Below are 24287 nucleotides of genomic sequence, written 5' to 3' on the forward strand. Positions count from 1 at the left end.
GCGGCCGCATCCAGGGTCACTGCATGGCGCCCAGCCAGGCAACGGTGCGTCGGCCCGTCTGGATCGAGCGTTCCCACATGATGCCGATGACGAGGAGCACCAGGCCGGACCCGGTGAGCAGGATCCACCCGGGCACGTAGGCGATCAACGGTCCTCCCTGGGTCCAGGCGACGAACGCGAGGGCCAGCGCGCCGAGCAGCACCGGCGCCTGCCACCTGTTGGCGATCCCCACCACGAGCACCAGCGCCGCCACTGCCGTGACCGCCACCAGCCTGACCAGCGAGTCCTCGCTCAGGGCCACCAGCAGCGACGGGTAGAGGGCCACCGTCAACCCGGGCGCCATGGTCACCCAGGTCCGGGACCCGCGGTCGCGTCGCCAGCGCACCGCACCGATGCCGGCGAGCATGGCCGCGACGGGCAGGGTCCACCACTCCACGACCTCGATCTCGCGGTCGGCCAGCTGCACCCACCACGCCAGGGCGAGCGCGAAGACCCCGACCTCGGCGAACCCCAGCCGCCCGGGCAGGGCTGCGTACGCCACGAGCACCGCCCCGAGTCCCACCAGGACCGCGCTGAGGACGAAGTCGGACTCGCCGAAGCCAGCCGCGACCGTGACCACGGCGTAGACGGCGGCCGCGACCAGGGCAGCGACCTCGAGCCCCAGCCCATGGGCACCGTCGTGAGACCACCGTGCCGCTGCCGCGAGGGCGGCACAGAGCACGGCGCCGGCCAACCCCACCACCGCCCACGTGATCGTCTCGGCATCCCGCAGCGCCATCAGCACACCGACCAACGCCGCGGTGTGGGCCAGGAGCGCCACCGACACCGACCTGCGGCGCACCACAGTGACCGCCGAGGGCGCCACCAGGGCGACGGCGGGCAGCAGCGGCAGCCACCACTGCCCGGGGCCGGCGCCACCGCGCAGGGCCTGCATGTCCACGCCCGAGGCGTGGCCGCCACCGAGCAGCAGGAAGAGCAGGAAGAAGAGCGCGGCGATCGCCAACCGTAGGACCCAGGTGGCCAGGTCACCCCAGGTGAGCTCGGCCCAGCCACGGTCCGTGGCACCGTCGTGGCCGATCAGGGCGAGGCCCCCCAGGAGCAGGCCCAGGCCGAGGGCGACGAGCGCCACGCCGAGCCGGGGGGTGGCGAAGACCGGCACGCCCAGGGCCAGCGCCACACCGGCCAGGCCGACCAGCCGCAGCCCGACCCTCAGACCGGGTTGATCGGCGAGGAACGGGCGGGTCTGGGCCAGGAGCAGGACCAGCGGGCCAGCGAGGAGCAGCACGGTGGCGAGCACCCGGTCACCGGTCGACGCATTGCTGAAGCCCACGTCGAGGGCGACTCCGAGGTGCACCAGCAAGGCGTAGCCGGCCGACAGCCACGGCACCGCCGACGACACCGAGAAGAGCCGCGGCGACCCGTCGAGACGGACGCCGAGAGCGACCAGGCCCAGGCTCAGCAGGCCCAGCACCAACGCCAGGGCCGAGGAGCTGACGTCACCCAGGTCGCCGGGGGCGACCGCGATCGCACCAGCCCACAGGGCCGTCGTCGCCAACGCCACTGCCACCGGACGGTAGGAGACGATCCGGCGCAACGTCCCGTGGGCGTCGCTGCGCGGCACCCACCGGTCGAACGCCAGCAGCACCACCGCGCCGAGGAGCCCTGCCCCCGCCCAGTAGGACGAGGCGTCGAGCCGGTCCAGGCCCGCCAGCCCCAGACGGTGGGCCGCCGTCAGGTCGAGCAGCACCAGCCCCGACGCGATCACCGCCGCGGTCTCGGCTGCCGCTGGGAGCCGCTTGCGGGTGGCCAGCACAGCACCACCAGCGGCGGCGACGGTCAGGACCACCATCACGACGGCCTGGCCCAGCAGCCCGATGAGGCTCCACACGACGAGGAGGAAGAACGCCACCCCGGAGAGCAGCAGCAGGGCGGCCAGCCCGAGCAGCAGCTGCTGGCCGGTGAGCCCCCTGTGGGGCGTCGGGCCCACCGGCTGCGGCGCCAGTCCCGGCGGCGCGTGGGGCGGGCGTACGCCCGGCGTCACCGTCGACGGCACGACCGGCGAGAGCTCTGCGGCGGTCGGCGGCTGACGCAGCAGCTCGCGGAGTCGACGCGACTCTGCGCTCAGCTGGGCGATCTGCTGGTCGACGCGCCACAGCTGCTGGGCGAGGGGCCCGACCAGCCGGATGCCGCACCGCGGGCAGGCGGGGACGCCGACCGCGAGCTGCTCGCCGCACTCGGGGCAGTCGAAGCCGGCGGGCGCGACGGTGGGGGTGCTGTCAGGACGGTCCATGGGGCACATCCTGCTGCACGCGGAGGGTGCGTGTCGTGAGGCGCCGTACTCACCCTGCGCGGGTGAGCACCACCAGCACGTCGCCCTCCTGCACCACGTCGCCCGGGGCGAAGTTGATCGCCGTGACGCGCCCCGCCACCTCGGCGAGCACGGGGATCTCCATCTTCATCGACTCCAGGAGCACGACGGTCTCCCCAACGGCGACCTGCTGGCCCTGGGACACGGGCACCTCGAGGACGTTGGCCACCATCTCGGCGGCCACGGAAACGGTTGTGTCACGCGCCATGACCGCGACGCTAGGCGTTACCGGTAGGTACCAGAAACCGAGCCGAGCCCGCCCGCCGTACCACCCACGAAAGCACCCACGAAAGCACCCACGAAAGCACCCGGACCTGCGTATCCTCACCACCCACACCACGCAACCCACACCACGCAACCCATACCACGCAACCGCGACCCGAGGAGGCGACCCGTGAGCGCTCGCCCCCGCCCCAGCGAGATGCCGGCCCACGACCTCGCGGTGGGCGCCGGCCTCGTGCCGCGCGTGCCAGCCACCCCGCCGCAGCGCATCCCCGGTCCGAGCGCGGCCGAGGTCGCCCAGCGGGCAGGGATGCAGGCCCTGGTCGGCATGGTGGTCGTCGCGGGCGCCTTCGTGCTCCACACCTCGGCGCTGACCGCGCTGCTCGTGGTGGCGTACGTCTGCTGGGTGATGACGCGCTTCCCCGTCGTCGGCAACCGGTTGCTCGACGAGCTCGCGCACGGCTACACCACGCTCGTCTTCACCCAGGGCTCCTTCTGGTTCTCCCTGGAGAGCTGGCTCACCTGGGACTTCTCCGCGGTGTGGAAGTTCACCGGGAAGGGGGTCGAGCCGCCGACGCCCGGAGCGGTCGACCCGCCCGGCCTCTACCCCTCACCCGACAAGCCCGACCGGTGGCAGGTGTGGACCGGGGCCCAGTGGTCGGGCAGCCACCGCCCCGCGCCCGACCCGTACGCGCGCTGAGCCCGCGCCGCGTCGGCGCGGCAGGGCGTCTCGCGCTCAGAGCGACGAGAAGCGGGCCGGCTCGGGGCGCACGGCATGGGCCTCCTCGGCCGCACGCGCCCGCGCACCCCGCTGACCGCTCAGCGTGAGGTCGACGCGGATGATCACGAAGCCGACGAGCAGACCGAGCGCCACGCTGTAGGCGGTCTGCAGCCCGGCCTCCACGTAGGAGATGTCGATGTTGACCAGGCGCTGGGAGACCGGCAGCGTCGCGGCGACACCGAACGCACAGACCCACCAGCCCTGCCGGCGACGGGCGCGCATGTGCACGCCCCACACCAGCGCCGGGACACCCAGGAAGATCGTCAGCATCCGGGGCACGGCCCCGATCGTCGAGCGGAACCACTCGGCCAGGTCTTCCCCGGACTGGGCGAAGCCGCTGCCGCCGTAGCGACTGAGCAGCTCGGTGTAGACCAGGCTGGCCGCCACCACCAGCGAGCCCACGACGATGATCGCGAGGCCTCGGGTGCCGAGCCCGTGCAGGCCGGCGGCGAAGCGCCACACCAGCGCGAACATCAGCACGAAGCCGATCACGAGCGTGACGTAGCCGAAACGGGTCGTCGAGGCGACCGGCTCGAAGCCGACGGTCGCGAAGGCACCCACCGAGGCCACGGCGGTGGCCACGACCACCTCACGCACCGCGACCAGGAAGTTGCGGGCCGGCACCGTGATCACGACGGCCAGCAGCGCGCTCACCACGCAGGTCAGCACCGCTGCCCCACTGCGCAGCACCGCCGCGTCCGTCACCAGGGTGACGACCCCGACGACCAGCGCCAGCACCGAGAAGACCACCTGTCGCCCACCCGTACGCGCCATCACCGCCCACGCGTAGGTGGTCAGCACCATCACGGCACCGGCGCCGTCCAGCCACTCCGGTCCGCTGTGCAGCGCCGCGGCGGCGAGCAGCATGATGCCCGCGAGCAGGACGCAGCTCCAGAAGGTCAGGCGTACGCGAGCCCCGCGCCGCCGCGCCACCGCGGCCGCGTCGGGCGGCGTCGCCGGGTCGTCGTCGAGCACCCGCCGCGTGAGCGACTCCGCCACGTAGCCCTCGGGCGCCTTGAAGTCGGGGTCGGTCGTGGAGACCGGCGGGAGCACCGGCGGCGGCGCCCCCGGGGACGCCTCGGGCGCGGCACCCGGGACGGTCGCCGCCACCTCGGTCACGGCCGCAGGCACCATCGACTGGGTCGGCACCTCGACCACCGGCGGGGCGACGGGGCCCGGCTCCACGGTCGGCACCGGGCCGGTGTCGGCGGTCGGCATCGCGGCGAGAGCCGCCTTGATCCCGAAGGGGTCGGTGTCCAGCAGCGGCAGGTCGAGGGGGTCCTGCTCGGGGTAGGGCTCAGCGGGCGGGACGGCGGGAGCCACCAGCTCGTCGTCGATGCGCGGCAGGGTGGTCGACGACTCGCTGATCTCTCCGGGCGCCGCGACGCGTCGGCCACCACTGCGCCCCCGGCGGGCCGCCTTGAGGGCCTCGAGCCGGGACGGTTTGGGGGCGGCGCGGCGGCCAGGACGTCGATCGGACACGCAGCGAGGTTACCCGCGTCGGTTGGCCAGCGACGGGTTCACGCTCCTGGCCCGCTCGATCTCGCCACGATCCAGGGTGGCGGTGGCGCTGCACTCCCCGCCACTCAGCTCGACCACGACGTCGCCCATCGGGGAGACCACGGTCGAGCAGCCCGTGTAGCGCGGCTCGGGTTGTCCCACGGCCACGACGTAGGCGGTGTTCTCGATGGCGCGGGCGTGGGCCAGCGTGCGCCAGTGGTCGCGCTTGCGCTCCCCCGCGACCCAGGCGGCCGGCACGACCAGCACTTCGGCCCCGGCCGCGACCAGGTCACGGGCCAGCTCGGGGAACCGTAGGTCGTAACAGGTCATCAACCCGATCCGGAATCCCCCGACCTCGACCACGACCGGCTGCCACTCTCCGGCGCCGAGGCGGTCGGACTCCTTGTAGCCGAAGGAGTCGTAGAGGTGGATCTTGTCGTACTCCGCGCTCACCGCACCGCGCACCACCAACGTGTTGAGCGGCTTGGCGGCGGAGTCGTCGGGACGGCGCAGCATCCCTGCCACCACGGTGATCCCCCGCTCGGCGGCCATCGCCTCCACCTCGCGCACGAAGGGCCCCTCGAGCGTCTCCGCGGCCTCTGACAGGTCGGAGTCGGGACTGCCGAAGTCACGGGCGAAGACCTCCGGCAGCACCACGAGCTCCCCCGGCTGGGCGGGGGCGAGCAGCTCACGCAGGCGCGCGCGATTCTCCGCCGGGTCGAGGGTCGAGGCGGCCTGCACGAGCCGCACCTTCAGGGTCGGGTGCTCAGGAGCCATGTGGCCAGCGTGACAGACGCCCGTGAGGTGGGGCGCGTCCACTGGTTGACTGACACCATGACGACCCTGCCGCCCAGCGCGACCCTGCCGCCCAGCGCGACCGTGCCGCCCTTTGCCGCCGTCGTGCTGACCGGTGGCACCGGGCGCCGCATGGGTGGCGTCGACAAGGCGGGCGTCGCGTTGCACGGGCGTACGCTCCTCGACCACGCACTCGCCGCCGCGTCCGGCGCCGACCGGGTCGTCGTCGTCGGACCCGAGCCGGACGCGGACCTCCGCCCCGCCTCGGGGGCACGCCCGGCGGTCGGCTTCGTGCGGGAGGAACCGGCGGGCGGCGGACCGGCCGCGGGCCTGCTCGCCGCGCACGACGCCCTGACCGGCACCGACGTCGAGTGGCTCGTGGTCTGGGCGGTCGACATGCCGCGGGTGCGTGCGGCCACCGTGACGCGGCTGCTCGCCGCCGCCTCGACGGGCTCCGGCCACGACGGTGCGGTGCTCGTCGACGCGGAGGGCCGCCGTCAGCTCTGCGTCGCGCTGCGCACGGCCCGGCTCACCGACGTACGCCCTCGCGACGCCGCACAGGGCCAGGGCTTCTTCCGGCTGCTCGCCGACCTCGACCTGGCGCCCGTGCCGGCCGTCGACGGGGAGGCCTTCGACGTGGACACGTGGGACGACCTGCGAGCGGTGGCTACGCTCGGCACCATGCGCGCCGTCCAGATCTCCGCTCCCGGAGGGCCCGAGGTCCTCACCGTCGCCGAGCTGCCCGACCTCACGCCCGGTCCGGGCGAGGTCCTCGTCGAGGTGGTCGCGACGGCCGTCAACAAGGCCGACACGTTGCAGCGACGCGGCTTCTACCCGCCCCCGCCGGGCGCCTCCGACGTGCTCGGCCTCGAGTGCAGCGGACGGGTGGCGGCCCTCGGCGAGGGCGTCGAGGGGTGGAGCGTGGGCGACGAGGTCTGCGCGCTGCTCGCCGGTGGCGGCTATGCCAGCCAGGTCGTGGTGCCCGTCGGCCAGCTGATGCCGGTGCCCGCGGGTGTCGAACTGGTGCACGCCGCGGCGCTGCCCGAGGTGGCCTGCACGGTGTGGTCGAACGTCTGGATGACCGCCCACCTCTCCAGCGACGAGTCGTTCCTGGTGCACGGCGGCGGAGGCGGCATCGGCACGTTCGCGATCCAGCTGGCCTCCGCGATGGGTCACCGGGTCTTCACCACCGCGGGCTCGGCCGAGAAGCTCGCGGTCTGCGCCGAGCTGGGCGCCGACGTCACCATCAACTACCGCGAGCAGGACTTCGTCGAGGTGGTGCGCGAGGTCACCGACGGTCGCGGGGTCGACGTCGTGCTCGACAACATGGGCGCCAAGTACCTCGCCTCGAACGTCTCCGCGCTCGCCGACGACGGCCGTCTGGTCATCATCGGCATGCAGGGCGGCGTCAAGGCCGAGCTCGACATCGCCAAGCTGCTGACCAAGCGGGCGTCGGTGATCGCCACCTCGCTGCGCGCCCGGCCCCTCGACCAGAAGGCGGCGATCTGCGCCGACGTGGTCGCGCACGTCTGGCCGCTGGTCGCCGACGGTCAGGTGCAGCCGGTCGTGCACGAGGTCATGGCCCTCGAGGACGTGGCGAGGGCGCACGAGATCGTCGACTCCAGCGCCCACGTGGGCAAGGTCGTGCTGACGCTCTGAGCTGACGGCCCGGGTGACGCTGCGGCCGGTCCGGGCGTGCGGCAGCCCCCGATAGGCTGGGGCGCATGACTCAGCTCCCCTCCGAGACCCCGCAGCAGCCCGACGCCGAGACCGCAGCCCCGTCCGACGAGGTCGTGACCGAGGTCCAGGTCGAGGTGCCCGAGGGCCACGTGCTGGTGATCGGCCCGGACGGCGAGCCCGTCGGCACCGTCCCGGCCGCCGTCGTCGAGCAGGCCCGTGAGGACGCCGGCGACGAGGGCGACACCCAGGTCACCGACCTGGTCGAGCAGCCGGCCAAGGTCATGCGGATCGGCTCGATGATCAAGCAGCTGCTCGAGGAGGTGAAGGCGGCCCCCCTCGACGAGGCGAGCCGCGCCCGCCTGCGCGACATCCATCAGGCCTCCATCAAGGAGCTCGAGTCGGGCCTCGCCCCCGAGCTGATCGAGGAGCTCGAGCGCATCGCGCTGCCCTTCACCGACGACGCGACCCCGTCGGAGGGTGAGCTGCGCATCGCCCAGGCCCAGCTGGTCGGCTGGCTCGAGGGACTCTTCCACGGCATCCAGACCGCGATCTACGCCCAGCAGATGGTCAGCCGCGCCCAGCTGGAGCAGATGCGGCGCGCGCTGCCGGGGATGACGCAGGCGCCGCAGCAGGGACACCCCGGCGTGCAGGACGCAGCTGAGCCGCAGGCGCCGGGCGGCCAGGACCACCAGGGCTCCGGCGGGATGTACCTCTGAGCGAAGGGCGTCAGCGGCGGTTGAGGCGGCCCACGACGACGAGGCCGAGCAGGCCGAGCAGCACGGCCGCCGCTCCGGGAGCCGCCAGCCGGGTGAACTCCTCCGGCGGGTCGGACTCCACAGGCGTGAGCACCGCCTTCTCCGGGTCCGGCGCCGGCAGGCGCTCGCCGACGCCGAGCAGCGCCTGGACGCGCTCGAGGTCGCGCTGACGCAGGCGGCGGGTGCCGTCGCAGGGGGTGGTGGTGTGGTCGGGCCCGGTCAGGAAGAGCCACCGCTCTCCCTTCGCCACCGGGCCGAGCGCGCAGCTGCCGCTCCCGTCGGGGTTGGTGACGGTGAGCCGGGCGCTGTCGAGCTCGCCCTTGAAGAGCCTCTGGGCCAGCACCTGGAACTGCTCCGCCCCCTCGTCGGTGGTGGTGCTCGCCTGCACGACGCCCACGTGCACGATGGCGGCGGACTTGGTCAGCTTCTTCAGGTCCTTGGTCTCACAGGAGCATCCCTCGGCAGCCGAGGCGCCCACCGACGACAGCCCCCACGTGAGCGGCACGACCAACAGGAGCGCCACCAGCAGACGGACGGCTCGAGCGATCATGGGGGCGAGCCTAACGGAGGAGTCAGAGACCGAAGATCCGGGCGAGCGTGCGCGCCACCCCGTCCTCGTCGTGGCGGGGGGCGGTGCGTCGCGTCGCGACCCGCACCGACGGGTGGGCGTTCTCCATCGCGTAGGCCGTGCCGGCCCAGTCGAGCAGCGCCAGGTCGTTGGGCATGTCGCCGAAGGCGACCACCTCGCTGCGCTCGACGCCAAGCTCGGCACAGAGGTCGGCGAGCGTGGTGGCCTTGGTGACTCCGGCGCCGCTCATCTCCACCAGGGTGCCGACCGACGACCAGGTGGTGGTGACCGAGTGGCCGACCACCTCCTCGGCCAGCTGCCAGAACTCCTCCGGCCCCTGCTCCTCGTGACGGGCCAGGAGCTTGACGACCCGGTCGTCGACGAGATCCTCGAGCGGGGCGACCGGCACACCGGGCACCGCGCTCGTGTGCAACCGCGGCATGAAGTCAGGCTCGCGGGCGAACCCGGTGGTGCGCTCGAGGGCGAAGGTCGTGCCCGGCGCGGCTGCCCGCAGCAGCTCGCCCACGCGTACGAGGACGTCCGGCGCGATCGTACGCGCGCGGCGTACGGAGTGGGTCGCCACGTCGTAGACGACGCCCCCGTTGCTGAGGATCGCCAACCCGTGACCGCCGACGGACTCCCACAGCGACTCCATCCAGCGGATGGGGCGACCGGTGACGAAGACGACCGGCACGCCCTGCTCCTCGACGGCCAGCAGCACCTCGCGGGTGTACGCACTCACCTCGCCGCGGGCGTCGAGCAGCGTGCCGTCGAGGTCGGTCGCGACCAGCCGCGGCAGCACGTCCGGGGGCGGTGACTCGTCGGGCCGCACCGCGCTCAGCCCCGCGGGAACCAGCGGTCGAGCTCGACGGCCACACCGTCGTCGTGAACGGTCGCGGTCACGGCGTCGGCGGCCACCTGGACCTCCTCGATGGCCTGACCCATCGCGACCCCGCGTCCGGCCCACGCCAGCATCTCGAGGTCGTTGCGCCCGTCGCCGATCGCCAGCACGTCGGCCGGGTCGACACCGAGCTTGTCGCAGACGTGCTGCAGGCCCGACGCCTTGGAGATGCCCTCGGGCGCGAAGTCGATCCAGGCGCTCCAGCCGACCACGTAGTCGGTGCCGTGCAGTCCGAGCTTGGCCGCGGTCTCCATGAAGTCCTCGGCGGTCGACTCCGGGTCGCGCACCACGACACGGTTGACGGGCTGGCCGACGATCTCCTCGATGGGGGTGACGACCTGCTCGCCGGTCAGCTCCCCCTCGGGGAAGAGGCGGTTGACCAGGTAGCCGCCGATCGCCCGCTCCTCGGCCGCGACCAGGGCGTCGGGGTGGTGCTCCAGGATCGCCCGCACCGCCGGCGCCGCGTCGAAGGTCTCCTCGTGCACGACCTCGAAGGGCGGGTAGCGGAAGAGCACCGAGCCGTTGGCGGCGACCACCCAGAGGCGGTCGTCGTAGTCGGGCGTGGGGTCCTCGGGCGACCCCTCGAGCGGCAGGTCGAGCAGGTCGGCGATCGTGGTCATGCCGTGTGGGGAGCGACCGCTGGCCAGCACGATGTGGGCGCCGGCGTCACGGGCGCGGTGGATCGCGTCGTAGACCGCGGGGGTGATGGTCTCGTAGGGCAGCTCCTGGCCGTCGACCCAGGCCAGCAGGGTGCCGTCGATGTCGAGCGCGACGACCTTGGGCTGCCACCCGGGGGCAGGCTCGACCCCGGGGCGCAGCGACGACGGGCCGGGCGCCCCGGCCCCCATCGGGTCAGGCAACGGGGTTCACCGGCTCGAGGAGCTCGCAGCCCATCCACTTCTGCAGCGCCTTCGGCACCCGCACCGAGCCGTCGGCCTGCTGGTGGGTCTCCAGCACCGCGACGATGGCGCGGGTGATGGCGGTGAGCGTGCCGTTGAGGGTGGCGACCGGCGTGGTGGCCCCCTCGGCGTCGCGGGTGCGGATGTCGAGGCGGCGCGACTGGAAGTCGGTGCAGTTGGAGGTCGAGGTGAGCTCGCGGTACTTGCCCTGCGTCGGAATCCACGCCTCGAGGTCGAACTTGCGGGTGGCGCTCAGGCCGAGGTCGCCGGCGGCGATGTCGACCACCTGGTAGGCCACCTCGAGCTTGTCCATGAACTCGCGTTCCCAGGCGAGCAGACGCTGGTGCTCGGCCTCGGCCTCCTCGAGGGTGGTGTGCACGAACATCTCGACCTTGTCGAACCAGTGCACCCGGATGATGCCCTTGGTGTCCTTGCCGTGCGAGCCGGCCTCCTTGCGGAAGCAGGGGCTGAACGCGGCGTAGCGGCGCGGCAGCGACTCCGGCGGGAGGATCTCGCCCGAGTGGTAGGCAGCCATCGCGACCTCGGACGTACCGACGAGGTAGAGGTCCTCGCCCTCGATCCGGTAGACGTCGTCGGCGGCCTGGCCCAGGAAGCCGGTGCCCTCCATCGCCTCGGGCTTGACCAGCGACGGCGCGATCACCTGGGTGAAGCCGGCCTCGCGGGCCAGCTCCATCGCCATGTTGACCAGCGCCAGCTCGAGCTGGGCGCCGACACCGGTGAGGAAGTAGAAGCGGGAGCCGGAGACCTTGGCGCCGCGGTCGAGGTCGATCGCGCCGAGGATCTTGCCGAGCTGGATGTGGTCGCGAGGCTCGAAGCCCTCGGCCGCGAAGTCGCGCGGGGTGCCGACGGTCTCGATGACGACCGAGTCGTCCTCGCCGCCCTCGGGCACGGACGCGTGGGTCATGTTGGGGAATCGCTTGAGCAGCTCGACCCAGGTGGCCTCGGCCTGCTTCTGGGCCTCCTCGGCGGCCTTGACGTCGGCGGCGAGCGTCTTGGTGCGCGCCAGCAGCTCGGACTTCTCGTCGCCGGTCGCCTTCGGGATGAGCTTGCCGAGCTGCTTCTGCTCGGCACGCGCCGCCTCGAACGTGGCGATCGCCTCGCGTCGCGCGGTGTCCGCGGCCAGCGCCTCGTCGACGATCTCCACCGAGGCTCCGCGCCGGGCAAGGGAGTCGCGGACGGCGTCGGGAGTGTCGCGGAGCAGGCGCGGATCGATCATGGTTAAAGGCTAGCCGTTGGGCATACTCGACCGCGTGCTGGATCGAACCCGACCGAAGCTCCTGACCGCCGCCGGTCTGTGCGCCCTGCTCTTCGCGGCGCTCGCGCTCGCGGTGAACGGCGAGCGTACGCCCCTGACCGCCGTCGACGACCTCGGCATGGAGGCCGCGGGCTGGGTCGAGCAGCACTCGTTCCTCACCACCGTGCTGCTGCTGGTCGAGGACGCCTTCAACACCATCGGCATGACGGTGCTGACCGTGCTGCTGGCCGCCACGCTGTGGTGGAAGAAGCACCCACGGGCCGCGGCGATCACCGTCGTGGTCATGCTGGTGACCTCCCTGCTCACCACGGGACTCAAGCTCTGGCTCAGCCGGGCGCGACCCGACTGGCAGGAGGCCGTCGGGCTGCACGACTCGATGAGCTTCCCCTCGGGCCACGCGTCGTCGATCACCGCCTTCACGGGTCTGCTGGCGGTGCTGGCGGTGATCTTCGTGCGCAAGCAGACGATGCGACGTCTCGCGGTTTCGGGCCTGGCACTGCTGTGGCTGCTCGTGGTCGCCGACCGGGTGCTGCTCGGGCGCCACTACCCCACCGACGTCATCGCCGGCAGCCTGTTGGCCCTGTCGGTGCTCTTCGTGGCCCTGGTCTGGTTCGACCCGCGCCCGCGCAGCATCGCCGCCACCTCCGAGCCGATGCCGGAGGTCTACACCTCCGCCAAGCGGCTCGCGGTGGTGCTCAACCCGATCAAGGTCGAGGACGTCGGCGCCTTCCGCAACCTCGTCACCAACCTGGCCCGTGACGCCGGCTGGCAGGCACCCAGCTGGCACCTGACGACCGTCGAGGACCCGGGCACCGGCATGGCTGCCGCTGCGGCCGCCGAGGGCGTCGACCTCGTGCTGGTCTGCGGGGGCGACGGCACGGTGCGCGAGGTCTGCGCCGAGCTCGCCGGCACCGGCATCCCGGTCGGGATCATTCCCGCGGGCACCGGCAACCTGCTGGCGCGCAACCTCGAGATCCCGCTCTACATCCGCTCCGCGATCGACGTCGGCCTCAACGGTCAGGACCGCGCCATCGACATGGTCGAGGTGACCGGCGACGGCATCGAGTCGAGCCACTTCATGGTGATGGCCGGCATGGGCTTCGACGCCGCGATCATGGAGGGCGTCAACGACGAGATCAAGAAGCGGATCGGCTGGGTGGCCTACATCCTGGCCGGGCTGCGTTCGCTGATGTTCCCCGCCGTGAAGGTGGAGATCTCCGTCGACGGCGGCGAGCCCACCACGCACCGCGCGCGTACGGTCGTGGTCGGCAACGTCGGCTACCTCCAGGCCGGCATGCCGCTGCTGCCCGACGCCACGATCGACGACGGCCAGATCGACGTGGTCATCCTGCACCCCAAGCAGTTCTTCTCCTGGGTGCCGCTGGCCTTGCGTGTGGTCACCAAGAGCCAGCGCACCGACTCCACCATCGACCGGCTCACCGGCTCCCAGGTGACGATCCGCGCGGCCACCGCCACCCCGCGCCAGCTCGACGGCGACTCGATCGGCGCCGGCAAGGAGCTGACGATGACCTGCGTGCCGGGCCGGCTGCTGGTGCGCGTCCCGCGCTGACGCCCTGACCCTTGCGTCATCGGAGAGTTTCGGTCACCAGGTGACTGCAATCCTCCGATGACGCAACGCACCCGGGGCTCAGCCGCGGGCGTGGGTGACCGCCTCCTCCTCCTCGGGCGAGAGGGGGCCGTCGCTCGACCAGGCGCTGATCGTCTTGGCATACGTACGCGCCTCGCTGCGGCCGTGGATCGACGTGAGCACGACGCCGTCACCGGAGTCGTCGAGGAGCGCGACCGACCACGACAGGTGGCCGCCCACGTCGCCGAAGGCGTCGTAACGGACCACCGACAGGTGGCGCAGGGCGCCCACCGAGGCGGCCTGCAGGGCCGCGACCTCGCGACGCAGACCCACCACGTCCTCGGGCAGCGGCGCGGCCCCCGACGGCGCCCGGAGGCCGGTGGTGCGGCGCAGGGCGACGACGGCGAAGATCACCGCGACGATGGCGAGGAGCAGGGCGGGAACGGCGAGGTAGGACACAGGCGCAGCCTAGTGGCGGACGACGCGGACATCCGGGACGGCGATGCCGTGGGCATCCGTGGTGGCGACGCCGTGGGAAAGTGGGTCTCGTGAGTGCCACCGACAAGACCGGACGCATCGCCTACCAGGGCGAGCCCGGCGCCAACTCCCACATCGTCTGCGCCCAGCACTACCCCACGATGGCGGCGGTGCCCTGCGCCTCCTTCGAGGACGTCTTCGCCGCCGTGGAGAGCGGTGACGCCGACCTGGCGATGATCCCGATCGACAACTCGCTGGCCGGTCGGGTGGCCGACATCCACCACTTCCTGCCGGCCTCGAGCCTGCACATCGTGGCCGAGCACTTCCTGCGGATCACCTTCAACCTGATGGCGCTCCCCGGTGCCGACGAGTCGACGATCCGCACGGTGCACAGCCACGTGCACGCGCTGGGCCAGTGCCGCAACGTCATCCGCGAGCTCGGCGCCGCCGCGGTGATCTCCGGCGACACCGCCGGCGCCGCCCGCGAGGTCTCCGAATCGGGCGACATCACCCAGGCCGCGTTGGCCCCGCCGATGGCCGCCGAGATCTACGGCCTCGAGGTGCTGCGCACCGAGGTCGAGGACGAGGACCACAACACGACCCGTTTCGTGGTGCTCTCGCGTGACTACGTGCAGGCGCCCCGGGGCAACGGACCGGTCGTCACCAGCTTCATCTTCAACGTGCGCAACCTGCCGGCCGCGCTCTACAAGGCGCTCGGCGGCTTCGCCACCAACGGGGTCAACATGACCAAGCTGGAGAGCTACATGGTGGGCGGGGAGTTCGCGGCCACCCAGTTCCTGGCGGAGGTCGACGGCCACCCCGAGGACCCGGCCCTGGCCCGGGCGCTCGAGGAGCTGGCCTTCTTCACCACCGACATCAAGGTGCTCGGGGTCTACCCCGCGGCACCGGAACGGGCCCGCCGGGGCTGAGCACCTGGCTCAGCTCCGACGGGCCCGTCGGTGGTGGTCGTCAGCCCTGGCGGACGGCCGCGAGGCTGCGACGCCTCTTCTTCTTGTTCTTGCCCTTCTTGCCGCCGGCGGCCTTGCAGCTGCCGACACCGACGTCGTCGATGAACCAGCCGAAGGCGTAGACGTTGCGGGTGGCGTCGCTGGAGATCCGGAAGCGGACGAAGACCTTCTTGCCGCGCGCCCGCTTGGGGAACTTCTTCACGACGGTGCGGTAGCCACCGCTCTCACCGGCGAAGGCCCGCTTGCCCTTCAGCTTCGCGGAGCTGCCCTTGACGATGCGCTGCGGGTACTTGCCGTTGTAGAGGTCGAACCACTTCTTGCCGTTCATCGAGTACTCGATGCGACCGCCGTCGAAGTTGCGACCGCGGTAGTTGTCGAAGAAGTAGGCGTGGGAGAAGCGCAGGAAGGAGCTCTTGTGCTTCGGGACCTTCACCTTCTTCTTGGTGCGGATGAAGTAGTCACGCGGCTTGCCGTTCCTGGAGTCGGGGAACCAGTTGCCGGGACGGTCGAAGCCCCAGATGTTCTTGGTGCCCGAGGTGGCGTAGGTGGCGTCGTAACGCAGCGGGTTGGGGTTGGCCGGCGCGAACCAGGGACGCTGCGTCCTCCACTTCTTGCCACCCTTCTCCAGGTTGTCGCGGAAGGTGAAGCGGGCCTTCTTGCAGGTGCGCATGTCCTTGGCGTTGCGGCGCGGCACGTCCATCTTGGTGGCCTTGACCGCCCGGTCGACCTGGGCACAGTCGGCGGCGGTGATGCCCTTGGTGCCGGTCAGGTTGCGGCAGGCCTGCCGCAGGCCGCGGGCCAGGTCCTGGTAGTCGCTGGCTGAGGTGAGGAGGCCGGTGTTGACCTCGTAGAAGAGGGCGGCGGTCTTGCTCGCGCCGATCCCGGTCACCGTCTGGCCGTTGAACGATCCGCCGTCGACCATGAGCTGGGCGGCCTTGTTGCCCACGCCGCTGTTGATGTGGACGCCGCCGTTGTCGCCGGTGCCGGCGTAGTACTTCGAGTCCGTCATCGAGGCGGGGTCACCGAAGGAGTTGGGGTTGGCCATGTCGCGGATCGCACCGATGGGCAGGGACTCGCCCAGCTTCCAGCGGTCGCCGGCCGTGTCGTTGGGCGAGGCGGTGGCCAGGTCGACCAGCTCACCGAAGATGTCGGAGATCGACTCGTTGATCGCACCCGACTGGTAGTAGTAGTAGAGCCGCGACGAACGCTCGGTGACGCCGTGGCTGAGCTCGTGGGCGACCACGTCGTCGGCCACCGCGAAGCCCGGACCGTAGGTCATCTGACGGCCGTCCCAGAATGCGTTCTCGAAGGGGCACGGCTCGCTCGCCGGGCAGAAGCGCACGGTGGAGACCAGCGGCATGCCGCGGCCGTCGATGGAGTCACGGTTGAACTGGGTCTTGAACCAGTCGTAGGTGGCGCCGGAGAACGTGTAGGCCTGCACCACGTCGGCGTTGTGGCCGGACGTGGAGCCGCCCTCGGTGAGCACCGGGCTCTCGCAGGGGTACTGCCGCTCCGCGTTGCCGGCGTCGCAGACGCGGCGCGACTTGGCGGCGTGGATCTCGTCGAAGGAGGCCACGACGGCACCGACCTGGCCGTCGATGAAGACCTGCTGACGCACGTGGTCGGCGTAGGAGACCTCCACCGCGTGCACGGTGTGGGCGCCGGGCTTCACCGGACCGCCCAGGATGCGGGAGTCGAAGACCTTCAGGCCCTCGTAGGTGGAGCGCACCTCGCTGGGCTTCACGCCCTCGCCGCGCGCCACGTACGCCCGTGCGGAGCGCACGGCCTGCTTCTCGCCGACGACGGTGCGACCGACCACGGGGGTGCCGCTCTCGGGCAGTGTCTCGCCCGAGGCGGAGACGACGCGGTTGGCGTCGTCGAGCTGCACGGCCAGCTCACCACCGAGCACCTCGACCCCGTCGAGCACCTGCTGCAGCCGGACCGTGGTGTTGCCGGTGGGCAGCTCCTCGGCGCGACCCGACGCGAAGGTCGAGCGGGAGCCGAGGCCGAAGTCGGCGGCGTGGGCGCCGACGAAGGCGCGGGCGGCCTCCTGCGGCGACGAGGAGGCGGTGACGCCAGCCGGCTGGGCGAGCGGCTTGCCCGCCTCGGTGGCGACGAAGGTGACGGCGCCCGTGGTGGCGCTGCGGCTGACGTCGGCGCGGCCGCCGAAACCCTCAGCGGCGCTGGCGGAGCCCGCCGACACGGCGACGACGGCGCTGGAGGCGGCCAGAGCGAGGATCGTCCCCGCGGCTGCCGCCCTTCTCATCAGAACTGGGCGCATGGCAATCCTCTTCCCGAGAGTTCGTGGTCCGGACCGGGTTGCATCGTAGGCCTCATCGCCGACGACTGCATCTGTGAGACTGCTCCGGTGAATCTCTACCTGCGCCTGGCCTGGCTGCTGCTGCACACCCGCCGGCGCCCCCGCACCCTGCTGTGGGGCACCACGGTCTCGTCCTTCCGCGTCCTGCCCAGCGACCTCGACGCGCTCGGTCACATGAACAACGCGAAGTACCTGATGTTCATGGACTTGGGCCGGTTGGACCAGATGTTCCGCACCGGGTTGTGGAAGTTCTCGACCGCCCGCGGCTGGTACTCGGTGGTGGCCACCCAGACGATCCGCTACCGGCGTTCACTCAAGCCCTGGCAGAAGTTCGAGCTGCACACCCGGGTGATCGGCTTCGACGAGAAGGCGATGTACATCGAGTCACGCTTCCTCCAGCGCGGCGAGCTGGCCGCCCACGCGGTCGCCCAGGTGCGCTTCCTGCGCAAGCGCGGGGGCGACGTGGCTCCCGAGGAGGTGCGCGAGGTGATGCCCGAGGCTCCGGAGCTGGTGCTTCCCGAGTGGGTCGACAGCTGGGCCCGCGCGGTGCGCAGCGCGGACTGACCGGCGTCGAGGACAGTCGGCGGGGTTCGGCAGACTGCACCCCGTGCCTGCCGAGACCCTGCCCGGACGCCTGCTGCTGAAGCCGCGCGCGCTGGGCGTGCTGCTCGCGGCGCTGGCCTTCCAGCAGTCCACGATGCCGACGCTGATGGCGCGTGAGTGGTACCTGCAGGGAGTTGTCTCCGGCCTGGCCGTCGGACTCTCCTACGGCGCCGGGTCACTGCTGATGCGGCTGGTCTGGGCGCTCAACCGGGTGCTCGACGTGCACCCCCGCCGGCTGACCGCGACCGAGCTGCTCTGGGTGCGCGGGGTCTTCGCCGGGGTGCTGGTCGTGCTGGTCACCCTGACCACGCGCCAGGCGGTGCGGCAGCACCGGTGGACCGCCGAACGGCTCGGGGTGGAGCCCTCGTCGCCGTGGTGGACCGCGCTGGGCATCGCCCTGGTCACCGTCGTGGTGGCGGCCCTGGTGGTGCTGCTCGCCCGCGGCCTCTCCTGGCTGCGCCACTCGGTCACCTGGCTGGGCTCCCGGGTGATGCCGCGCTGGGCCTCGGCCACCCTGGCCACCGTGCTGGTGCTCTGGGTGGTGGCCTACGCCGCGCAGACCTGGGTCTACGCCGGCACGCTGCGGGCGCTCAACGAGGCCTTCACCCTGGCCGACACCCAGCTCGCCCCCGAGCACCCGCGGCCGGAGTCGGAGCGGCGTTCCGGCGGCCCGGCCTCCGCGGTGGCGTGGGAGGAGCTCGGCGTCGAGGGCCGGCGGTTCGTCGCCGAGGGGCCCTCGGTGCCCGACATCGTGCGTCTGGGGCGCCCCGGTGCCCGGGTGGTCGAGCCCGTACGCGCCTTCGTCGGGCGTCGCTCCGAGGCGGACGTACGCCTCCGCGCACGCCTGGCGGTCGAGGAGCTGGAACGCCTCGGGGGCCTGGAGCGCGGCACGCTGCTGGTGGCGGTGCCGACCGGCAAGGGCTGGGTCAACGAGCAGATGGTGCAGCCCCTGGAGCACCTGCTGCACGGTGACGTGGCCACCGTCTCCATGCAGTACTCCCACCTGCCGAGCCCGCTGGCGTTCCTGGCCGAGACCGAGGCCGCGCTCGACGCGGGGCAGGCACTGGTCTCCGCCGTGGAGGAGCGGATCGAGACCCTGCCCGAGGAGGACCGGCCCCGTCTGCTGGTGGCCGGTGAGAGCCTGGGCGCCTACGGGGCCAGCGCCGCCTTCGTGGACTTCGACGACCTGCTGGCCCGCACGGACGGCTCGCTGTGGGTGGGGTCCCCGTCGATGACGCGTCTGCGCCAGGTGGCCGAGGAGCAACGGCGACCCGGGTCGCTGCAGATCCGGCCGGTGCTCGACGACCACCCCGAGGTGCTCTTCGCCAACCGGCCCGACGACCTCACCGGTCGTCCCCGGGCGGTCTTCCTGCAGCAGGCCGACGACGCCATCGTGTGGTGGGACTGGTCAGTGCTGTGGAGGCGCCCCGACTGGCTGGCCGAGCCGTTGGACCCGTCGGTCAACCCGGCGATGGAGTGGTATCCGATGACCACCTTCCTCAACCTGGCGATCGACATGGCCGTCAGCACCGCCTTCGCCGAGGGGCAGGGGCACATGTACGGCACGCAGCCGACCCGGGCGTGGTGGGCAATGCTGCGTCCGGAGGGGTGGGACGAGCGGGCCCTGGCGGCGCTGCTGGAGGAGATGGCGGAGATCGAGCGCCCCCGCTGAGCAGGCCTGCGGAGGGGGGTGACGAGCGCGTCCGGGAGTGCGACGCTGGAGCGATGACGCCCGACCTGCGGGTGCGCCGCGCCGGCGCCGACGACGTCGACGAGGTCGCCACCCTGCTGCACGCCTTCAACGTGGAGTTCGAGACCCCGACGCCCTCGGTCGCGGAGTTCGCGCGCCGCCTCTCCACGCAGGTCCCGCGCGAGGACGTACGTGTCTGGCTCGCCGAGAAAACCGGCGCAGGCACGAGCGAGACGCTCGGCTTCTCGCTGGTGACACTGCGCCCCTCCCCCTACTACGACGTCGGCGTCGCGACCCTCGAGGAGCTGTACGTCCGTCCGCACCGCCGCGGCGCCGGAGCCGGCACGGCGCTGCTCGGCGCCCTCCTGGCCTGGGCCGAGGAGGAGCAGGTCGGCGAGATCCAGATCAACGTCGACGAGGTCGACGTCGACGCCCGGCGCTTCTACGAACGTCACGGCTTCAGCCACCTGGAGCCCACCGGCGACGGGGAGACCCGCATGTTTCTCTACCTGCGAGAAATGGGTGGGGGCTCCGCACCGGTGCGGCAGGATCGCTGACATGACGCGACCCGGAGCAGAGACCTACCCCCACGGCCACCACGCGAGCGTCGTGGCGGCCCACGGCGCCCGCACGGCGGCCACCTCCTGCGGCTACCTGCTGGAGCACCTCTCGCCCGGGACCTCCCTGCTCGACGTCGGGTTCGGCCCCGGCAGCATCACCGCCGACCTCGCGGCGATCGTGGCGCCCGCGCCGGTGGTCGGCCTGGAGTCGGCGTCCGGAGCGGTCGACCTGGCGCGGGCCCTCATGGCGGAGCGCGGGGTCGACAACATCACCCTGCGGGAGGGATCGGTCTACGAGCTGCCCTTCGAGGACGGCTCCTTCGACGTCGTGCACTGCCACCAGGTGCTGCAGTACCTCTCCGACCCGCCGGCCGCGCTGCGCGAGATGGCGCGGGTCGCGCGGCGGGTGGTCGCGGCCCGCGAGGTCGACTACGCCACGATGCACTGGGCCCCGCTCAACCCCGGCATGGAGGACTGGCTGGAGAGCTACCGCAGTGCCGCCCGGGAGTCCGGCGGGGAGCCCGACGCGGCCCGGCACCTGCGGGCGTGGGCCAACGCGGCGTCCTACGACCTGCTCGGCGAGGTGCGTCTGGAGGCCTCCACGTGGACGTACGCCACGGCGGAGTCGACCCGGTGGTGGGGCGACGTACAGGCCGCCCGCGTGCTGGAGTCGGAGCAGAACGCCAGCCTGCGCGCGATCGGCGTCGACGACGACCGCCTCGCCCGCATGGCCGCCGACTGGAAGGCCTGGGGCGAGCACCCCGACGCCTGGTTCTCGATGGTGCACGGGGAGCTGCTGCTCCTGAAGTGGTGACGCAGTCGGACGTCATCACCGGCGGTCGCGCGAGCGACCGCCCACGATGACGTCCGGCGACGTCAGACCCCGAGCATCCGGCCGATGATCTCCTTCTGGATCTCGGTGGTGCCGCCGTAGATCGTCTGGATCCGGCTGTCCAGGAAGGCCTTCGCGATCGGGTACTCCATCATGTAGCCGTAGCCACCGTGGAGCTGGACGCCGGCGTCGACGAACTTCTTCTGCAGCTCGGTGGTCCACCACTTCGCCATCGACGCCAGGCTCGCGTCGACGTCACCGGAGTTGAGGCGCAGGATGCAGTCGTTGACGAAGACCCGGGCGATGTGGGCCTCGGTGGCGAGCTCGGCCAGCAGGAAGCGGTTGTGCTGGAAGTTGCCGATGGAGCGACCGAACGCCTTGCGCTCCTTGGCGTAGTCGAGGCAGAGCTCGAGCACGTGCTCCATGGCGGCGACCGCGATGACCGCGATCGAGATCCGCTCCTGGGGCAGGTTCTCCATCAGGTGGATGAAGCCGCCACCGAGCTGGCCGAGGAGGTTCTCCTTCGGCACCACCACGTCGTCGAAGAAGAGCTCGGCGGTGTCCTGCGCCTTGAGGCCCATCTTGTCGAGGTTGCGGCCGCGGGTGAAGCCCTCCATCCCACGCTCGACCACGAGCAGGCTGATGCCCTGGTGGCCGGCGTCGGGATCGGTCTTGGCGACCACGATCACCAGGTCGGAGAGGATGCCGTTGCTGATGAAGGTCTTCGAGCCGTTGAGCACGAAGTGGTCGCCCTTGTCGACGGCATGGGTGGCGATGCCCTGCAGGTCGGAGCCGGCGCCGGGCTCGGTCATCGCGATCGCGGAGATCGTCTCGCCGCTGACCAGTCCGGGCAGCCAGCGCTGCTTCTGCTCCTCGGTGCCCAGTGCGGTGATGTAGGGGACGATGATGTCGCTGTGCAGGCCGAACCCCAGCCCGCTGGCGCCGCACCGGATGATCTCCTCGGCCAGCACGGCGGTGTAGCGGAAGTCCCTCACCCCGGCGCCGCCGTACTCCTCCGGCACGTCGAGGCAGAGCAGCCCGGCGTCCCCGGCCTTGCGCCACACGTCGCGGCCGACCATCCCGGCCTCCTCCCACTCGGCGTGGAAGGGCAGGACCTCCTTGTCGAGGAAGGAGCGCACGGTGGAGCGGAAGTCCTCGTGCTCGGTCTCGTAGATCGACGGCTTGCTGGGCATGGAGACCTCCTGCGGGCTAGGGAGCCCAGCGGCTGACTGTGACAGTAGGGGTGTCACAGTAGATCACGATCGTGTGGCTGTCATCACATGACGCGGCAGCCCTCAGAAATCGCGGTACTCCTCGAGCCGCTTGCGAATGTGACCCGCCAGCTCGACCGACGCCTCGATCTCGGCCTTGCGGATGGCCACCGACTCCACGTTGAAGCCGATCGGCACCTGCAGCCGGTCGGCGAACGCGATGAGTTCCTCCGCCGTGGCGACGCACTGGTCGTAGGACTGCTTCAGGGTGTCGGCGGAGTGGCGCAGGTCGTTCTGCACCCACCGGGGCACGTTGACCCCGAGCCACTCCAGGAACTCCAGGGTCTTCAGGGAGCCGCAGACCGAGAGCGTGAAGACGAGCGGCACGGGCTCCACGCCCGCGTCGCGGCACGCGTAGTGGTAGTCCGAGAGCAGGTCCTTGGCGGCGTTGACGTCGTAGACGACCTGGGTGACGAAGAAGGAGACACCCGCCGACTGCTTGGCCAACAGGCGCGCCTGCTCGTCGCCACGGGCGAGGTGGCGCTCGGGGATGGCGACACCACCCAGCAGCAGGTCGGGCTGCACCTCCTGGCGCAGGGTCTGCGCCTCGGGCAGCGAGACCGCCACCTCCTTGTCGCGCGAGGAGGCGCCGACGAAGACGGTCATCACACGCTCGGGGTCCTGGCTGCCGAGCCACTGGCCCAGGTGCTCGGAGGTGTACTTGCCGACGCATCGGTAGATGACGACCGGCTTCTTCCACCCCTCGAGCTGCTCGGCGAAGTCGGCCGGGTCCAGAGTCGCGGAGTAGGGGAACGGCCGCTCGGCGGGGTTGCGGTCGGACTCGTCGTCGATGTCGTAGAGCACCAGGGCGTCGACGTCGACGGGCTCGAGGCGCTGCATGGTGCGCTCGGCGACCTGGCGGACCGACTCGGCGGGGGTGCCCTGGCGGGGCGGGGTCATGCCGAAGAGGACGATGCCTCCACGGCGCTCGGCGATGCGCTGACGCAGCTCCACGACGACTCCTTCCGGTCCGCTCGGCCACCGGGCGGGCAGCCGGGCCAGTCTCCCACCGCCGGCACGGGGGTGAGGAAACGGCGGCCACCCTCCAAGACGCGCGCGATGCGCCGCCGTGTGACCGACCGGCCCCCTAGGGTGAGGCCCAGGCGCGGAGGGGTCGGGCCGGGGAGGAGTCCAGGATGCTCGAGCAGGTGCAGCTCCGCGACGGCGCCGAGGCCTGGGTCACCGACCTGCGGCGCGAGGATCGCGAGCGGCTCGCCAGCGGCTTCGCCGAGCTCTCCGAGGAGACCAGGCGCGCCCGCTTCCTGACACCGATGAAGCAGCTGAGCGAGTCGATGCTCAACCACCTCGTCGACGACGTGGACGGCATCGACCACGTGGCCCTGGCCCTGACGGTCGAGACCGCGCCCGACGTCTTCGACCCGGTGGCGATCGCCCGGATGGTGCGCTACGACGACGCGCCGGACGCCGCCGACGTCGCGGTCACCGTCAAGGACTCCCACCAGGGCCGCGGCATCGCCTCCGCCCTGCTCGACGTGCTGGTGCGCCACCGCCCCGAGGGGGTCGTACGCCTGGTCACCGAGGTGCAGGACGGCAACGAGGCCTCGTTGGCCATGCTGCGCCGGCTGGGTCCCACCGAGACCACGCCCAACGGCTTCGGCGCCCATGACGTGACGGTGCACCTGGCCGCCGCCGAGCAGGAGACACCGGCCGCACCGAGCGCCACGCCCACCGTGCCGCTGGTGCGCCCGGCCCGCGACCAGCCACGTCACCAGCAGCTGCACACCCGCGACCTGCTCTGCCCCTGGCTGAGCTGACCTCGCCGAGCGGGGGCGCGCGCCGCCGCCCCCTCCGTTAGTGTGCCGGCATGACGTGGGACACCTTCGGATCGACGGCCTTCATGGTGGGGCTGCCGCTGTTCGCGGCCATCGGCCTCGCCCTGTCCGTGCGAGGCCGAGGCGCGCCCTGGACCACGATCGTCCTGGTCGCCTGGCTGGTGGGCTCCGGGCTGTGGGCGCTCGCGGTGGCGGGTCCGCCGCTCGGGACCGGTCAGGCGGCGTGCGACGCCACCATGGTGGAGATACGCACCTCCGGCGCGCCCGACTGCGCCGACGCCGCACGCCGGCAGTTCACCCTCGCGACCATGGCCTACCTCGCGGTCACGCTGCTCGGCGCGCAGTACCTCGCCCGCCGTCCCCGCCAGGAGGACGGCGAGCCGGGGACGCCCCCGGGCGTCGGCACCGCGGCGATGCGCCAGCAGTTCCACAACAAGTAG

At 71.9% G+C, this 24287-nt stretch carries 23 protein-coding genes and 1 pseudogene; 12 read left to right on the forward strand and 12 right to left on the reverse strand.

Annotated elements, in window-relative coordinates:
- Positions 1 to 16: 16 nt before the first annotated feature.
- Together IEQ44_RS05635 and IEQ44_RS05640 are read right to left on the reverse strand one after the other, a co-directional pair.
- A complete protein-coding gene (locus IEQ44_RS05635) occupies positions 17 to 2290 on the reverse strand; it encodes a zinc ribbon domain-containing protein (RefSeq protein WP_193637458.1) in 2274 nt (757 codons plus the stop codon).
- Positions 2291 to 2339: 49 nt separating this feature from the next.
- On the reverse strand, positions 2340 to 2576 hold the full coding sequence (locus tag IEQ44_RS05640; RefSeq protein WP_193637459.1) for a biotin/lipoyl-binding carrier protein: 237 nt from the start codon (positions 2574 to 2576) through the stop codon (positions 2340 to 2342).
- Positions 2577 to 2762: 186 nt separating this feature from the next.
- Here IEQ44_RS05640 and IEQ44_RS05645 point away from each other — a divergent pair, with 186 nt between their 5' ends.
- The gene (locus IEQ44_RS05645) at positions 2763 to 3290 is read left to right on the forward strand and encodes a hypothetical protein (RefSeq protein WP_193637460.1); all 528 of its coding nucleotides are present in this window, start codon (positions 2763 to 2765) and stop codon (positions 3288 to 3290) included.
- A gap of 36 nt (positions 3291 to 3326) precedes the next feature.
- Here IEQ44_RS05645 and IEQ44_RS05650 read toward each other — a convergent pair whose 3' ends face one another.
- Both IEQ44_RS05650 and IEQ44_RS05655 read right to left on the reverse strand, forming a co-directional pair.
- Positions 3327 to 4853 carry a hypothetical protein gene (locus IEQ44_RS05650; RefSeq protein ID WP_193637461.1) on the reverse strand — a complete coding sequence of 509 codons (1527 nt, stop codon included), beginning with the start codon at positions 4851 to 4853 and terminating at the stop codon, positions 3327 to 3329.
- 9 nt (positions 4854 to 4862) lie between these two features.
- Positions 4863 to 5648 carry a carbon-nitrogen hydrolase family protein gene (locus tag IEQ44_RS05655; protein WP_193637462.1) on the reverse strand — a complete coding sequence of 262 codons (786 nt, stop codon included), beginning with the start codon at positions 5646 to 5648 and terminating at the stop codon, positions 4863 to 4865.
- A 57-nt stretch (positions 5649 to 5705) separates the two neighbouring features.
- Here IEQ44_RS05655 and mobA point away from each other — a divergent pair.
- From mobA to IEQ44_RS05665, 3 genes and pseudogenes are all read left to right on the forward strand, one after another.
- Positions 5706 to 6209 (forward strand): annotated as a pseudogene (gene mobA / locus IEQ44_RS16815) (molybdenum cofactor guanylyltransferase); the annotation flags it as partial.
- Positions 6210 to 6347: 138 nt separating this feature from the next.
- Complete coding sequence (locus IEQ44_RS16820; protein WP_227487012.1) at positions 6348 to 7325, forward strand: NAD(P)H-quinone oxidoreductase; 978 nt, start codon at positions 6348 to 6350, stop codon at positions 7323 to 7325.
- Positions 7326 to 7390: 65 nt separating this feature from the next.
- Positions 7391 to 8062, forward strand: a complete 672-nt coding sequence (locus IEQ44_RS05665; protein ID WP_193637464.1) for a bacterial proteasome activator family protein — start codon at positions 7391 to 7393, stop codon at positions 8060 to 8062.
- Between the two features lie 10 nt (positions 8063 to 8072).
- Here the strand turns inward: IEQ44_RS05665 and IEQ44_RS05670 are convergent, their stop codons facing one another.
- Genes IEQ44_RS05670 through serS form a run of 4 tightly spaced genes read right to left on the reverse strand, consistent with a single transcriptional unit; the run spans position 8073 to position 11706 of the window.
- A complete protein-coding gene (locus IEQ44_RS05670; RefSeq protein WP_193637465.1) occupies positions 8073 to 8651 on the reverse strand; it encodes a hypothetical protein in 579 nt (192 codons plus the stop codon).
- 22 nt (positions 8652 to 8673) lie between these two features.
- Positions 8674 to 9501 (reverse strand): HAD family hydrolase, encoded by an 828-nt coding sequence (locus tag IEQ44_RS05675; protein WP_319804514.1) that lies wholly within the window; start codon positions 9499 to 9501, stop codon positions 8674 to 8676.
- Positions 9502 to 9506: 5 nt separating this feature from the next.
- A complete protein-coding gene (locus IEQ44_RS05680) occupies positions 9507 to 10418 on the reverse strand; it encodes an HAD family hydrolase (RefSeq protein WP_193637569.1) in 912 nt (303 codons plus the stop codon).
- Positions 10419 to 10422: 4 nt separating this feature from the next.
- Positions 10423 to 11706: a serine--tRNA ligase gene (gene serS / locus IEQ44_RS05685; RefSeq protein WP_193637466.1), complete on the reverse strand. Its 1284-nt coding sequence runs from the start codon at positions 11704 to 11706 to the stop codon at positions 10423 to 10425.
- Between the two features lie 34 nt (positions 11707 to 11740).
- On the opposite strand from serS, the gene IEQ44_RS05690 reads away from it, so the two are divergent.
- On the forward strand, positions 11741 to 13315 hold the full coding sequence (locus IEQ44_RS05690; protein WP_319804515.1) for a bifunctional phosphatase PAP2/diacylglycerol kinase family protein: 1575 nt from the start codon (positions 11741 to 11743) through the stop codon (positions 13313 to 13315).
- Between the two features lie 78 nt (positions 13316 to 13393).
- Here the strand turns inward: IEQ44_RS05690 and IEQ44_RS05695 are convergent, their stop codons facing one another.
- Positions 13394 to 13792, reverse strand: coding sequence for a DUF4446 family protein (locus IEQ44_RS05695; protein ID WP_193637467.1), 399 nt, complete (start codon positions 13790 to 13792; stop codon positions 13394 to 13396).
- 89 nt (positions 13793 to 13881) lie between these two features.
- On the opposite strand from IEQ44_RS05695, the gene IEQ44_RS05700 reads away from it, so the two are divergent.
- Complete coding sequence (locus tag IEQ44_RS05700; RefSeq protein ID WP_193637468.1) at positions 13882 to 14739, forward strand: prephenate dehydratase; 858 nt, start codon at positions 13882 to 13884, stop codon at positions 14737 to 14739.
- A gap of 40 nt (positions 14740 to 14779) precedes the next feature.
- Here IEQ44_RS05700 and IEQ44_RS05705 read toward each other — a convergent pair whose 3' ends face one another.
- Positions 14780 to 17059 carry a M4 family metallopeptidase gene (locus IEQ44_RS05705; protein WP_193637469.1) on the reverse strand — a complete coding sequence of 760 codons (2280 nt, stop codon included), beginning with the start codon at positions 17057 to 17059 and terminating at the stop codon, positions 14780 to 14782.
- 87 nt (positions 17060 to 17146) lie between these two features.
- On the opposite strand from IEQ44_RS05705, the gene IEQ44_RS05710 reads away from it, so the two are divergent.
- From IEQ44_RS05710 to IEQ44_RS05725, 4 genes are read left to right on the forward strand one after another with little or no spacing between them, the layout of a single operon-like run.
- A complete protein-coding gene (locus IEQ44_RS05710; protein WP_193637470.1) occupies positions 17147 to 17662 on the forward strand; it encodes an acyl-CoA thioesterase in 516 nt (171 codons plus the stop codon).
- Between the two features lie 43 nt (positions 17663 to 17705).
- Positions 17706 to 19373: an alpha/beta-hydrolase family protein gene (locus tag IEQ44_RS05715; protein WP_193637471.1), complete on the forward strand. Its 1668-nt coding sequence runs from the start codon at positions 17706 to 17708 to the stop codon at positions 19371 to 19373.
- 53 nt (positions 19374 to 19426) lie between these two features.
- The gene (locus IEQ44_RS05720) at positions 19427 to 19948 is read left to right on the forward strand and encodes a GNAT family N-acetyltransferase (protein WP_193637472.1); all 522 of its coding nucleotides are present in this window, start codon (positions 19427 to 19429) and stop codon (positions 19946 to 19948) included.
- A 1-nt stretch (position 19949) separates the two neighbouring features.
- On the forward strand, positions 19950 to 20765 hold the full coding sequence (locus tag IEQ44_RS05725; protein WP_193637473.1) for a class I SAM-dependent methyltransferase: 816 nt from the start codon (positions 19950 to 19952) through the stop codon (positions 20763 to 20765).
- A gap of 62 nt (positions 20766 to 20827) precedes the next feature.
- Here the strand turns inward: IEQ44_RS05725 and IEQ44_RS05730 are convergent, their stop codons facing one another.
- Both IEQ44_RS05730 and IEQ44_RS05735 read right to left on the reverse strand, forming a co-directional pair.
- On the reverse strand, positions 20828 to 21976 hold the full coding sequence (locus tag IEQ44_RS05730; protein WP_193637474.1) for an acyl-CoA dehydrogenase family protein: 1149 nt from the start codon (positions 21974 to 21976) through the stop codon (positions 20828 to 20830).
- Positions 21977 to 22078: 102 nt separating this feature from the next.
- Positions 22079 to 23008, reverse strand: a complete 930-nt coding sequence (locus tag IEQ44_RS05735; RefSeq protein WP_319804516.1) for a methylenetetrahydrofolate reductase — start codon at positions 23006 to 23008, stop codon at positions 22079 to 22081.
- A 182-nt stretch (positions 23009 to 23190) separates the two neighbouring features.
- Between IEQ44_RS05735 and IEQ44_RS05740 the strand changes: the two genes are divergently transcribed.
- Complete coding sequence (locus tag IEQ44_RS05740; RefSeq protein ID WP_193637475.1) at positions 23191 to 23829, forward strand: GNAT family N-acetyltransferase; 639 nt, start codon at positions 23191 to 23193, stop codon at positions 23827 to 23829.
- Between the two features lie 50 nt (positions 23830 to 23879).
- Positions 23880 to 24287, forward strand: coding sequence for a hypothetical protein (locus tag IEQ44_RS05745; protein WP_193637476.1), 408 nt, complete (start codon positions 23880 to 23882; stop codon positions 24285 to 24287).

It is taken from the genome of Nocardioides malaquae (genome assembly GCF_015070385.1).
Taxonomy (GTDB): domain Bacteria; phylum Actinomycetota; class Actinomycetes; order Propionibacteriales; family Nocardioidaceae; genus Nocardioides; species Nocardioides malaquae.